10 protein-coding genes are annotated in these 14,105 nt (G+C 42.1%); 8 read left to right on the forward strand and 2 right to left on the reverse strand.

The window, feature by feature from the left end:
- Nucleotides 1–291, forward strand: a 291-nt coding sequence (locus tag VK664_RS08830) for an alpha-L-fucosidase C-terminal domain-containing protein (RefSeq protein WP_461398279.1), incomplete at its 5' end; no start/stop codon positions are given.
- Between the two features lie 373 nt (nt 292–664).
- Here the strand turns inward: VK664_RS08830 and VK664_RS08835 are convergent.
- Complete coding sequence (locus VK664_RS08835) at nt 665–985, reverse strand: hypothetical protein (RefSeq protein ID WP_461398280.1); 321 nt, start codon at nt 983–985, stop codon at nt 665–667.
- A 180-nt stretch (nt 986–1,165) separates the two neighbouring features.
- On the opposite strand from VK664_RS08835, the gene VK664_RS08840 reads away from it, so the two are divergent.
- From VK664_RS08840 to VK664_RS08870, 7 genes are all read left to right on the forward strand, one after another.
- A complete protein-coding gene (locus VK664_RS08840) occupies nt 1,166–3,238 on the forward strand; it encodes a penicillin acylase family protein (RefSeq protein WP_461398281.1) in 2,073 nt (690 codons plus the stop codon).
- 312 nt (nt 3,239–3,550) lie between these two features.
- Entirely contained in the window at nt 3,551–4,471 is a 921-nt protein-coding gene (locus VK664_RS08845; RefSeq protein WP_461398282.1) for a sugar phosphate isomerase/epimerase family protein, read from the forward strand.
- Between the two features lie 92 nt (nt 4,472–4,563).
- The gene (locus VK664_RS08850) at nt 4,564–5,172 is read left to right on the forward strand and encodes an RNA polymerase sigma-70 factor (protein ID WP_461398283.1); all 609 of its coding nucleotides are present in this window, start codon (nt 4,564–4,566) and stop codon (nt 5,170–5,172) included.
- Between the two features lie 54 nt (nt 5,173–5,226).
- Nucleotides 5,227–6,393 carry a FecR family protein gene (locus VK664_RS08855; protein WP_461398284.1) on the forward strand — a complete coding sequence of 389 codons (1,167 nt, stop codon included), beginning with the start codon at nt 5,227–5,229 and terminating at the stop codon, nt 6,391–6,393.
- A gap of 358 nt (nt 6,394–6,751) precedes the next feature.
- The gene (locus VK664_RS08860; protein WP_461398285.1) at nt 6,752–9,892 is read left to right on the forward strand and encodes a SusC/RagA family TonB-linked outer membrane protein; all 3,141 of its coding nucleotides are present in this window, start codon (nt 6,752–6,754) and stop codon (nt 9,890–9,892) included.
- A gap of 18 nt (nt 9,893–9,910) precedes the next feature.
- Nucleotides 9,911–11,440 (forward strand): RagB/SusD family nutrient uptake outer membrane protein, encoded by a 1,530-nt coding sequence (locus tag VK664_RS08865; protein WP_461398286.1) that lies wholly within the window; start codon nt 9,911–9,913, stop codon nt 11,438–11,440.
- A gap of 180 nt (nt 11,441–11,620) precedes the next feature.
- On the forward strand, nt 11,621–12,823 hold the full coding sequence (locus tag VK664_RS08870) for a dienelactone hydrolase family protein (protein WP_461398287.1): 1,203 nt from the start codon (nt 11,621–11,623) through the stop codon (nt 12,821–12,823).
- A gap of 220 nt (nt 12,824–13,043) precedes the next feature.
- Here VK664_RS08870 and VK664_RS08875 read toward each other — a convergent pair whose 3' ends face one another.
- Entirely contained in the window at nt 13,044–14,021 is a 978-nt protein-coding gene (locus VK664_RS08875) for a glycoside hydrolase family 43 protein (RefSeq protein ID WP_461398288.1), read from the reverse strand.
- Nucleotides 14,022–14,105 lie beyond the last annotated feature (84 nt).

Below are 14,105 nucleotides of genomic sequence, written 5' to 3' on the forward strand. Positions count from 1 at the left end.
GCTATCTATGGAAGTCACGCCTGGGCTGCAGCCCCACCTATCAAAAAGGAAACGAATTTATTTTATTCAACCAAAGGCAAAGATTTATTTGCTATGGTTGTAGCTGCGGAAAACAAACCATTAATTGTTGATGGAGTTAAAAAGCCTGCTTCGGTTAAATTGTTAGGCTATAATGGTCCGGTTAAGTTTTCTTATTCAGGCAATAAGCTAACGATCATCATGCCGGCCGTGGGCCCTGCTCAAAACCTTTCGAACGACGCCTGGGTGTTCAGGATATCCGGAGCTTTGTAAGATGAGTGGTGAGTGGTAAGTGGTGAGTGTGTAAGTGGTGAGTTGAGTTGTGAGTTATGAAAGGTTTCATCACTCATAATTGAAAGATAATTAGCGATTTAAAATCCGGGGGCCCAGGTGGTTAAGCCCGGGAAATAAAAAAAGCCCCGGTCAGAGCTTTGAGAATGTAGTATCGCCTTAAAATTTTGTTACAACAACTCGATTTTGTTAGTTTGCTTAATAAGTTGCTTAATAAGTTGCTTAATAAGTTGCGTTAATAAGTTGCGTTAACAAGTCGCGTTAACAATATTTCTTCAACAAAGTCACTTTAATCGGTCGATTCAATAGGTCGATTTGACAGGCCGATTTGATAGGCAGATTAATTAGCTGACTGTTAATTGTAATTGCGGGTCATTGCGTATGCATATGGATCCAGGGAATAGTAAGGATCCAAATCACGCGGAATGTCGCTTATTTCAACTTCCAGAAACGCAGCACCTTCGCGGATTTTCCAGATAAATACCGGCTTGTCGCTAACTCCACAGATTTCAGGTAACATGGCCGGTAGGAGACCATTCCAACATGCTTCTTCAAGTTTGGCAGTTTCATCCAGGTTACGACTTCTTTCGGATCCTTCATTTTCAATGCGCTGTCTTGACGAAAAACTGGTTCCCGTTAATAACAAAACCTCCTGTTGCGTTGATTGTTCTTCCATGACTTTAAAATTTGTATGTATAAGCCTCACTAATTCTAACACCTGCTTTCTTTATTATTAGATGCTTTAAATACGTGTGAAGTAAGCCCCGGGTTATGAAAATTTAGTTAAAAAACGTGCCAACCCCCGAATTCGGCTCCAGGATTACCAGGGAACCACATTTTGACCTACTTTACACGGATGAAATTCATTGTTTTAGTCGTTATTTTCTTCAGTCTGGAAACACAGGCACAAATAAATCCTGAACGTATTCAAATTGCCCGGGACAGCTTCGGTGTTCCCCATATTTTTGCTCCCACCGACGCAGAGGTTGCATATGGACTTGCCTGGGCTCATGCTGAAGATGATTTTGCTACCCTGCAGCTCGTGGTGCTTATGGGTAAAGCAAAACTCGGGACAGCTATGGGGAAGAAAGGAGCAGAAGCTGACTATGTGGTAAACTTATTGAGATGCCGTCAACTGGTAGATGAACAATGGGGCACTATGGGTGCAGATTTTATTGCGGTGATGAAAGGATATGTAGAGGGTCTCAACGCCTATGCAAAAGCTCATCCCAAAGAAATCAAATACAAAAAAGCCTTTCCTTTTAATGAAAAAGAATACCTGACTGCTGTTGTTTTTTCCACCAGTATATTTTGTGGAGTAGATAAGGTGCTTCCACAGATTCTTGGCGGCAAGATAAAAATACTTCCGGGCTTAAGCGGGGAAGGATCAAACGCATTTGTTTTTCATCCAAAAAGAACAACTACAGGCGAAGCTTTTCTTGCGATCAATGCGCATCAGCCGATTGAAGGACCTACAGCATTTTATGAGGCTCATCTTAACAGTGAAGAAGGCTGGAATATGCTCGGGGGATTGTTTCCGGGAGGATGCCTGATATTTCATGGCACCAATGAAAACCTGGGCTGGGCACATACAGTAAACTACCAGGACAAAATTGATGTGTTTCAGCTCCAGATGAATCCGGCAAATAAAAATCAATACAAATTTGACAACGAATGGTTGACGCTGGAGGAAAAAAAGATTAGCCTGGAGGTTAAAGGTGTTCCCGTCAAAGTAGGCCGGAAAGTTTACTGGAGTAAATACGGGGCTACCGTTAAAACTGACAAAGGTGTATTCTCCATGAGGCTTCCCGCTAACATGGATTGCAAAGGCCTTGAACAATGGTTTCGCATGAACAAAGCGAAGAACTTTTCGGAGTTCTACAAGGCGCTTAGTATGACCAGCTTGCCGATGTTTAATATCATGTATGCTGACCGTTACGACACCATTTTTTATATCAGCAACGGAAAGATGCCGGTAAGAAATCCGGATAACGCCTATAACTGGAAAACAACTTTGCCCGGTAATACTTCCAAAACATTGTGGACAGAATTTAAACCTGTTAAAGCTTTGCCACAGTATCTTAATCCGGGATCCGGATGGTTATTCAATACTAATCATTCACCTTTTCTCGCTACAGAAAAACAATTCAACCTTAACGGAAATACTTTTGATAGAAAAGATGGTTTTGAAACCTTCAATAACAATCGAAGCATCAGGGTAGGAGAGTTGATGAATGGCATAGACAAGATCGATTATGAAACGCTCAAAAGAATAAAATACGATCAGCAATTACCGGAGACGCTGGAATTTCCTTATGGACTGGACAGCCTGATTTATCTAAAGGCGACGGACTATCCGAAACTCCGGTCAATCGTCGAAACTTTGCAGAGCTGGGACCATAAGGCAGTAACCGACAGCAAGGGCGCTGCGGTATTTTTGCTGATCTATGATTTCCTGTCAAAGAAGTTGCTGGGTACAGATTCAAGAGATATTACAAAAGCGGAAGCTGTACAAACATTTCAGTATGTGCATGATTATATGATTAAATATTTCAAGCGAACTGATATAACGCTGGGCGACCTTCAAAAACTTGTACGTGGTGATGATGCCAGGCCATCCTGGGGATTACCCGATGTGCTCACTGCAGAATACAGTGTTCCATATAAACATGGCTTAAGACGGGTTATTTCGGGTGATGCTTATATCTGTTTTGTGCGTTATCCAAAAAACGGTTTGCCAATTATTGAATCGATCAACACATTCGGAGCTTCATCAAAACCAGGCTCGCCACATTATAAAGACCAGATGGAGATGTTTCAGAAACAGCAGCTGAAACCTATGACACTTGATAAGGCAACCGTTTTGAGCCATGCAAAATCAATCTATCACCCATCAAAATCTGCCGGCGTAAAGAAATTACCATACTGACCGGCGTAAAGAAATTACAATACTGATCTGTAACCTGGGAGGTCAACAATCCTGGAACGGGCTAATAACTTAAATATGTGAAAATGCTATGTGAAAATGGTTTTCATAAATAGGCAGTTGAATTGCGGCTTTTTGTAAAATAAAAAAGGGGTCTGAATAGAAATTCAACCCCGGTTTAAATCCAATATCCTATGAAAAACCGATACAATAATACGCTGTATTTAATTGGTTGAACAGGGTTTTTATACCGTAAATTTCAGGTAAAAATACCTGTGCCATATTGTCTTGATAGGGCAGGTAAACGAATTGCATATGAAACGATCAAAATTTCTGCAACAATTGCTGGCAGCTACGGCCGTTCCTGTTTTTGGGCAGCCAGCTATTGCTTTTGCAAACGCCAAAGCTCAGTCCACTGACACCCCAGGTTTATTATCCCGTGGCCTGAAAACGAGTCTCAATGCGTACTCATTCAACGATCCCCTGATGAAGGGAAGCCTGAAACCCGAGGAACTACTTCAGTTTTGTGCTGAACAGGGTTTTGATGCTATTGATATGACCGGATATTATTTCAAGGGTTATCCTGTTATTCCAACAGATGAGACAATCTTCAGTTTTAAACGGAAAGCTCTTGCGCATGGTATTGCTATAAGTGGAACAGGTGTCAGGAATGATTTTACCAACGAGGATCCGAAGCTAAGGCTGTTGCATGTTGACACGGTGAAGGCTTGGATAGAAGTGGCAGCAAAACTAGGCGCTCCGGTTCTACGAATATTTACAGGATTACAGTATCCAAGCAAGGAGCTGCGGCCAAAATATACCCAAATGGTTGTTGAACATATTCAACAATGTCTTGAAAAGGCAAAGTCATACGGGGTCGTCCTGGCTATTCAAAACCATCATGATTTTATCAGGATCTCAGATGAAGCTATTGAAATTTTGAAAGCCGTCAATTCGCCCTGGCTTGGGCTGGTGCTCGACATAGGAAGTTACCGGGGTGACGATCCTTTTAATGACATTGTGAAATCGATACCATACGCTGTAAACTGGCAGATAAAAGAAAAAATGTTTATCAAAGGCCAGGAACAGGCAACTGATCTTAACAGGCTATTCAAGATAATCAACTCATCTTCATATCGCGGCTATCTTCCCATAGAAACCCTTGGTGCCGGTGACCCCTTCCAAAAAGTCCCGGTATTCCTGAATGCCGTAAAAGCAGCAATGTCGTATGTCTAAACACCTTTTTTATTTTATATCTTTCGGTTGCTGTCTCCAGAAATCGGGATGATGATGCACCTCACTCAATGGGGTAGAAGAAAATGATTTTAATGGGCTCTGATTTAGTAACGATCTTGGACAATGTTCCTTATACAGCTGCTGTCACCATAGACGAGGCAGGTTTCGAAGACCTGTTCCGGCAGAACTTTGCGCCCCTTTGTGCTTATTGTGAAATAAAATTTGGATTACCTGCCGAGGTGGCGAGGGATACCGTGCAATCGGCTTTTCTGAAGTTCTGGGAGTCGCGTGGCAACCTGTCTTCATCAAACGCAGCAAAATCTTATTTGTATAAAACAGTAGCTAACAGCAGCCTCGATATCATTAAACATCAGAAAGTAAAGACAAGAAAGGAAAAGCACTTGTTAGCTGTGGGAGAACCAGGAATCATAAATGATAGCTATGAAAATCTCGATTTCAAAGAATTGAATATCGCGATCGATGCTGCCATGTCTGAACTCCCCGAACAAATGCGTACAATATTTACACTGTGTAAGGTTGAAGGAATGAAATACGCTGTTGTTGCTGAAGCTTTGAATATTTCTGTAAAAACGGTGGAGACGCAAATGAGCCGTGCTTTAGCAAGGATGAGGAATAAGCTTTCAAAATATCGGGTTTTATACATTGCGTTTATTGCTATACTACTGCAGCTAAAAAAATAAAATTATCCGTGTAAGGGTAAAGAATTGGTTGATCGTCTTAATAATAACAAGGCCATGCAAAATGAATCTCAATTCGACGAATTAATTATTCGCTTTTTATCAGATGAAACAACAACAGAAGAAGACAAGACTATAATTAATTGGATAAATGATAATAGCGAAAATCGTGCATATTTTGAGCAACTTCAAAGTGCATGGATCCTGGTTTCAGCCAGGGAAATAATCGCCGGAACAGATGTAGACGCCGGATGGTTATTGCTTCGTGCGAAGATTAAGCAGGAGCCTGCTGCTGTTGATTTTTATGCAGGCCCTAAAGTTGACGGGTCAGACAAGAAAGAAGATGAAGTAAATGGGCGAAAAAGTTCTTTGTACAGGATACTGGTAGCATCCGTGGTTGCAGCTTCTTTGATCGGCATAATAGTCGTAGCTTATTTTTGGGAAGGCAATGGAATACGCAATACCGGTGATCTTACCAGGGATAAGCCGGCCACTTTGGATGTGTTGGCAAGTGTTCTGCGACATGAAGAAAATACTTCAGGCCAAACAAAGCAATTGGCTCTGCCTGATGGATCGACAGTATTATTGTCGAATAACAGTGCACTGGAATTTCAGGAACCATTTATTAATAACAAAAGAGAATTTACCCTGGTAGGAAAAGCTGAATTTGCGGTGACAAAAGATACTTCAAAAGCATTTATTGTCTATAGCGATCAACTGAGCACTACAGCCCTTGGAACCAGGTTTTCTGTAGCCAGTTATAAAGCTTCGGAAAACATCACGATACAACTGTTCGAAGGGAAAGTGGTAATTCAATCCACTAATACCGCAGCTAAAAAGATGCAAAAAGCTTACTATTTGTCGCCTGGTGAAGAACTGGTTTATAGAAAGGGTGGAATTACGGCTTCCGTGCGAAAAATCAGTGAAAAAAAGCAGACAACAACCGCTCCGATTCAACAATTACCGTTCGATGATCCTTCAATTCCGAGAACAGGTGAAGGCTCCTGGTATATGTTCAATAATCAGTCGCTGCCGCAGGTTTTTGCAAGGTTGGAAAAACTATACAATGTAAAAATCAGTTTTTCGAAAGCTGATATTAGCAATCTGTATTTTATTGGCAGATTTAATAATGCCGATTCGTTGGAAAAAATATTAAGAGAGATTGCGGAAATCAATGATCTGAAAGTAACTAAACGCGAAAGCAGTTTTATTATAGAAAAGTAGCGACTTGATATTTAAGATGATTGTAATAAAAAATATACCAGGTTAAGGTTCTGATTAGTAGCAATATTTTGATAGTCATGATGCAATTAAGGTTCATGCATTTGTAGTTCGCTCCAGCTCATGACTGGGTTGAATATTATCATGACTGGGTTGAACATTATATTTGGCATTCGGCCAATGTTTCCCGCATACCAGTCAGAACAACTACTTCTTAATTTTAAATATGAAGAACTTTTATCTTATCGGATTCAACAGTATTGTCGTAAGCCGATATTACCGGCAACAGCCCTAAACATACCTATTGTTTTTGCATGAAATAAACTTCATGTAGTTTTTTAACCAGACTAAAATCAGCTAAATGAGATTTAAGGTTTTTAGATCAGGCATGGCTCTTATTGCCCTGTCTATTCTCTTCGTCAGCCCCGCAACGCTAAAAGCACAGACAACCAGCCTTGTAAAAGGAAAGGTTCAAAACAGCACTGGCAGCCCTCTTGCCGGTGTAAGCGTAGTGATCCGGAACACAAAGGATAACTTTACTACCGGTACTTCTACCGATAGCATTGGTATGTTTACCTTTTCAAACATTGCTCCCGGAGGGCCTTACAGTTTCAGTTTTTCTTCTATCGGGTATGATGGCCAGACTTTTTCGGGTTATACCATTCAGCCCGGCATCACACTTTCATTGGCTGTCAAAATGGTTGAATCAGCAAATGCCTCGCTTGACCAGGTAGTGGTTGTTGGATATGGCACTAAACGAAAACGCGATCTAACCGGATCTGTTTCATCAGTGAGTGGCGGCGAACTTCAAAAAGTACCTTCAAGCAACTTCACAGCAGCCATGCAGGGTAAAGTGCCTGGAGTATTTATTAGCCAGACAAGCGGCGCGCCAGGTGGAGCCAGTTCAGTACGTATAAGAGGTGTAGGTACTACGGGTAACAATCAGCCATTATATGTAGTTGATGGTGTGCTGATGGGGGGTGACGGCATGAGTGTTCCTGGGAGTTCTTATAACATAGACCCACTGTCAATCATCAATCCGAATGATATCGAATCAGTTGACGTATTAAAAGATGCTGCTTCGGCTGCAATCTATGGATCACGTGGTGCAAACGGCGTTATTCTTGTTACTACGAAACGTGGAAAAGAAGGCGGCGGTACTGTTACACTGAATGCATCGACAGGCTTCGCTCAACTTTGGCAAAAACCTGCGTTTCTGAATGCCGAAGAATTCGCAACCATGGCAAATGAACTTTATGTGAATTCCGGATTGACGCCAAATCCTCAGTGGGCCAATCCAAAATCATTAGGCGAAGGAAGCAATATGATTGATGAAGTTTTTCACGATGCGCCATTCCAGAATTATGATTTCAGCGTTTCCGGAGGCACCAAAAGTCTGAAGGCCAGGCTGTCGCTCGGGTATAACGACCAGATGGGAACGATGATTGAAACCTGGTATAAACGTTATACCGGGAGAGCTACCATTGACCTCAAAGTGGGAAGCCGGCTCAACTTTGGCGGATCACTGGCATTCGCAAGTACGGAATCCAAAGGTCAGAACAGCGATGCAATGCAGGGCGGAATTTTTAACCTTGCTCAGCAATTTTTCCCCACATTGAACCGTGATTCTAATTATTTCGGCGATGGTCTTTATTATACCAAAGATGGAGATAATCCAATATTAAGAGCAAATACCATCGATAATAAGTTAAACAATAGCAGGATCTATGGTAATGTATTCGGCGAACTTGAAATTATCTCAGGACTTAAATTCAGAAGCAGTCTTGGTATAGACGGTAATTTCACACGTACCAGTTCATGGCAGGGAAAACTGCAGCGTGGGTTTTATATAGTTCCGCGCGCTACGCTTTCTGAGAATTACGATAATCGTTTTAACTGGTTACTTGATAATACCCTTTCCTATTCAAAAAAATTTGGCGGTCATTCCCTCAGCGCCGTTATCGGGCAAACTTCCCAGAAGTTTAGATATAATTGGATCTCTGCAACTGGTAACGATTATCTGAGTGAGGAGTTACAGGTAATCAATGCCAGTGATGTTAGCCTGAGAAATACAAGCGGATCGAACAGTAATTCAACGCTGGCTTCTTATTTCGGACGAATCGATTATTCACTCAACGGTATGTACCTTCTTTCTGCGAGCCTTCGCAGAGACGGTTCATCCAACTTCGGACCGAATAACAAATGGGGTTATTTCCCGGCAGTATCGGCGGGATGGCGCATATCAGAAGAGTCCTTCATGGCACCGCTGAGACATATAATCAGCGATTTCAAATTTCGCGGAAGCTGGGGACGTGTAGGAAACGATAATATCCCGGCTTTTGGTTATCTCAGTACCATCCGAAGCGGAACCGCAGTTGACAATTACACTCTCGGTCCCGGTAATCAAACAATTGCTATAGGTTCAACCATAGTAAGACCAGGTAATCCTGATCTGAAATGGGAAACTACCGAACAAATTGATATCGGTGCAGATGTTTCTTTTTTTGAAGACAAACTTTACCTCACAGCTGACTATTATAAAAAGACTACCGTCGGGATGTTGATAAGCTTGCCAGTTTCACTGGAAGCCGGCTTTCAGAATTCACCAACAGTAAACGGTGGAAGGGTGGAGAACAAAGGATGGGAATTTTTACTTGGATATCGCACATCGATTAACGGGTTCCGTTTCAACCTGAGTGGTAATATTGCAACACTCTCTAATAAAGTGACAAGTCTTGGCGTAGGACAACCGATTGTCGGTCCCACACTTCCAGGTTCAAGTATGACCATGACTTATACCAAAGAAGGGGAGCCTATCGGTTACTTTCGCGGATACGTTGTTGATGGGGTTTACCAGGTTGATGCCGACATAAACAAAAAACTACAGCCTAATGCTATTGCAGGTGATTTTATCTACCACGATGTAAACAGCGATGGTGTTTTGACAGATGCTGACAAAGTGAAAATAGGCAAACCCTGGCCGGATTTTACTTATGGTCTCAACGCTGATTTTTCATATAAGGGTTTTGATCTGAATGTCATGTTCCAGGGTGTTTCGGGAAGCCAGATATACCGGGCAAACAAGGTTACCAACTACCAAATGAAATATTTCAACGGGAATGGAATTATCAATGGTGTTAAGGACATTTTGAATCACTGGACACCCGGAAGTGGCGTTAATGATCAGCCGGGTTTGAAGTATACTGACGCCAACGGTAACTATTCAAACGCTTCTTCATTCTTTGTTGAAGATGGAGATTTCTTAAGACTACGTAATCTGGTGATCGGCTATAATATTCCATTTGATGTATTGCGGAGAGTTACCGGCAACGCCTTCAAAAGTGTCAGGGTTTATGTTAATGCACAAAACCTGGTGACCTTTACAAGTTATAAGGGATTTGATCCGGAAATTGGAAGTACCAATCCTATGAACTCTGGCATTGATACTGGTATTTATCCGCAACCCCGCACTTACAGCGGTGGAATCAGCCTCAATTTTTAATCAATCAATCAGAAACACATGAAATTAGTAACCAGATATATCCCTGTATTGTTAGTGATATTCATTGCTTCCTGCGGCAAAAAATATCTTGATTTGCAGCCAACCGATGTTCTTACCAATGCAAACTTTTTTAAAACAGAATCTGATGCACAATCAGCCCTGATTGGAGTGTACGCACAACTGCAACCGGAAGCAACCTTTGGCAATCTAATCGACGCGGCCAACATGGACTGGACAATGAGCGGCGACTTGTACGAACAGGATCAGAATACACCAAGGGTACAGTTGGAAATGTTGAGTCTGCCTGCTGATAATACTTATACCACCCAGCTGTATGCAGGGCTATATCAGGGCATAAGCCGGGCAAATGTAGTGATCGACCGGGTAGGCGAAATGGAGAACCTGGCCGCACAGGCAAAGGCAAGCATCATTGCACAGGCCAAATATTTACGTGGCATTTATTATTATAAACTTGTGAATTATTTCGGTGGCGTTTCTCTGGTGACCACAGAATTGAATGCTTCTTCAAAGCTTGACGTACCACGTGCAACTGCAGCTGAAGTATGGAAGCAAATCGAAACCGATCTTAACGATGCTGCGGCGGTTCTGCCCGTAACCTGGCCGGGCACGGCTGATTTGGGAAGGGCAACCAAAGGCGCAGCACTCGCGTTTCTTGTTAAAGCCTATCTCTGGCAACAAAAATGGGATGCAGCATTAACCGCGAGTGAACAGATAGTTGCTTTGAAGGCATATGATCTACTTCCTGATTTCAGGAGCGTCTTCTTAAAAGCCAATGAACACAATAAAGAAATTGTGTTTGCCACACAGTATAGTTCCGTTAATAATGGTAGTGAAGGCGGCGCGCTTGATACTAGGTCCGGTCCAAGGGGTGCACCTGCACAGTATATAGGCCGGGGAGCAAATAGTAATTTTGTGCCGCAAACTGCCTGGATTAACGCTTTTGAGCGTGATCTTACCGGCCGGATAAAAGACAAACGTTATTGGGGCGTGATCATCGGACCTGGTGAAGCCCACCAGGAAATGACCGGGTTTGTGATGCCGCTCACGTTTCCAAATTCTTACACAAAAACCGGCTATATAGTAACCAAGTATTGGCAGGAAGCTTCTTTGGTTGGTTCAGGTATCAATGCGCCGATATTGCGCTATGCTGAAGTGTTGTTGAATTATGCTGAGGCTCTTAACGAAATGAACCGCTCTTCAGATGCCATGAAGCAGGTTAACCTGTTGCGGAAGCGTGCAGGACTGGAAGATTTATCCCTGGCGCTTGCAAAAGACAAAGTGCTCGATGCGATCTTTTATGAAAGACGCATGGAGTTTGTGTGGGAGCCAGCAGGGGCTTTTTCGGATCTTAACCACAGAGGACGTTTTATGGATTTCATTAAAGCAAACCGGGTTGACTATGATAAAATCCAGGTTGATACAAAACCATGGCTGAAACAACAACCGATACTAATACCTATTCCACAGGGTGCCTGGGATGTAAACAAATCTTTAGTGCAAAACCCGGGGTATCCCCCTTTTAAATAATCTGAATGATAGGTTTCAGATTATCAATAAAAACATCGTCACCTGGTGATCAGCAAGATCATCACCTGGTGATCAGTAAATTTTATCATCAAATAATCATAAAATAATACTGAAAAGCAACATCAAATAATCATCAAATAATTATCAAATAATACTGAAAAGCAACATCAAATAATCATTATGAAGAATATTGTTATCGTTATCATCTTAATGGTTCTTAACACAACCGTTCACGCACAAGCCAACTTTATACCGAACTACGATGAATCTAAAGTGCCGCAATATCAATTACCTGAACTGCTGAAAACGACCGGCAATAAAATAGTTAATGAAAAAAACACCTGGGAAAAAACAAGGAGACCTGAGATTATTAAACAGTTCGAAGATAACGTGTATGGGCAGATGCCAAAATCGTACGACCAAATAAAGTATTCGGTAGTCAGTATGAATAACAAAGCGATGGATGGTAAGGCAACATTGAAAGAAGTTGTTATTGAAGTGTCCGACAATAACAAATCTGTAAAGATCAACCTGGTTTTGTTTGTGCCAAATCGTATTGGCAAAAAGGTGCCTGCCTTTTTACTGATTAACAATCGTCCTAAAGAAAACACCGACCCCACACGGGCAGTTAAAAGTGAATTCTGGCCCGCAGAAATGGTTATTGACAGCGGTTATGCAATAGCTGCCTTTCATGTAAGTGATCTGGCACCGGATAATAAAGACAGTTTTGCCAACGGGTTGCTGCGCTTATACCCGGAACAGTTAAGCGCGGCCAATGGTATGCGTGCAATCGGGGCATGGGCCTGGGGTGCAAGCCGTGTTATGGATTATCTTGAAACAGATAAACAAATCGATGCAAAAAGGGTAGGGATAGTGGGACATTCACGCGGAGGTAAAGCATCTTTGTGGGCGGCAGCTCAAGATAAACGTTTTGCCCTCTGTGTATCGAATTGTTCGGGTAATTCCGGTGCAGCTATTGCACGCCGCAAGTTTGGTGAAACAATCGCCCGCATCAACACAAGTTTCCCATATTGGTTCACCACTAACTATAAAAAGTATAATGACAATGAGGAGGCTTTGCCTGTGGACCAACACATGCTGCTTGCTTTGATTGCTCCAAGACCTCTTTATGTTACCAATGCTACTAAGGATCTTTGGGCGGATCCTGCCGGCACTTTCCTTTCCCTAAAAAGCGCCGCGCCGGTTTATCAGTTGTACGGCATCAGAACAAATTTTCCGGCAAATCCACCAATGATTGATGAAGCGATTATTGAAACTCAAACAGGTTATCATAACCACGAAGGAGTGCACAATATGACCGCTTTTGACTGGAATAACTTTATAAAATTTGCAAACTATCATTTTAAAAAGCAGGCGAAGTAAACTTAGATCAATAGAACACGATTCCAGTGAAACAAGTAATTAAAAAAGAAACAAGTAATTGTAAAAAAGAGGCGGTGCCTTGCTTTTTGTAAAGAGCCAACACCGCTTCTTTTAAATACCATTAAAACTATATTCTGTCACAGTTCATTTACAAACCCTCCGTAGACAAAACCCTCGCTCATGATTTCTACTCACTAATAACTCACTCATCACTCATCACTCATAACTTTCTTCCCACGCCTTCCCTGGTTATAACAACAGGTTTAATCATCCCGTTCTCATCAAAGTACATCCGGTCGATACAGGTTTCGCGGCTGTTTCGGTCTTTTTCATTCAGTGGCCGGCGGTGATAAACAATAAACCATTCATCTTTTGCGGGGTCACCTATAATAGAGTGATGCCCTGCTCCGGTCGCTATTTCGGGATTTTGCTGGAGAATTTTTCCAACCCTTTTCCATGGTCCCATCGGCGAATCCGCCACAGCATAGGCCACGCTATAATCAGGGCCGGTCCACCCACCTTCTGACCACATAAAATAATATTTTCCTTTGCGGATAAACATGAACGGACCTTCAACATATTTCTCCGGTGTAATTTCCCGGAAAGTTGTTCCATCCTCAAAAGGAATAAAACCCGTGAAGTCATCCTTAAGCTGCGCAATATTGCAATGTCTCCAACCACCATAAATCAGGTAATGCTTACCATCTTTATCACGAAATACAAACTGATCTATTGGCTGGGCACCATTATGAAATTTGTCTATCAATGGTTTGCCCAGGTAATCTTTGAACGGTCCTTCCGGTTTATCGGAAACCGCCAATCCGATTCCTCCATATTCATTGTCGCTCTGAATATCATTTGCACCGAAGAATAAAAAGTACTTTTTGTCTTTTCTGATAATCGATGGAGCCCAGACGGCTTTTTTTGCCCATTTTACATTTGCGGTATCAAGAATATGTTCGTGTTTTTTCCAGGTCACCATGTCTTTTGAAGAAAAGGCATCGAAAAAAACCTGTTTTTCATAACGTGCCGAAAAAGTAGGGTAGATCCAAACTGTTTTATCGAAGATGATGCCTTCAGGATCCGCATACCATCCGGGAAAAACAGGATTACCATTCTTAACCGGACCTGGTGCTGACTGAGCCGCTGCGCTGAAACCTGCGGAGATAATTGCGAGAAAAATAATAGTACGCTTCATGGGTTTAATATAGCGGATAGGGTTAACTATTCCGCGATCTTCAGTTTAATATGAGATTCAAATATAGAAAGATCTGCTAAAATG

Origin of the sequence: Flavitalea sp. (genome assembly GCF_035489435.1) — a bacterium.
Lineage (GTDB): Bacteria > Bacteroidota > Bacteroidia > Chitinophagales > Chitinophagaceae > DATHKG01.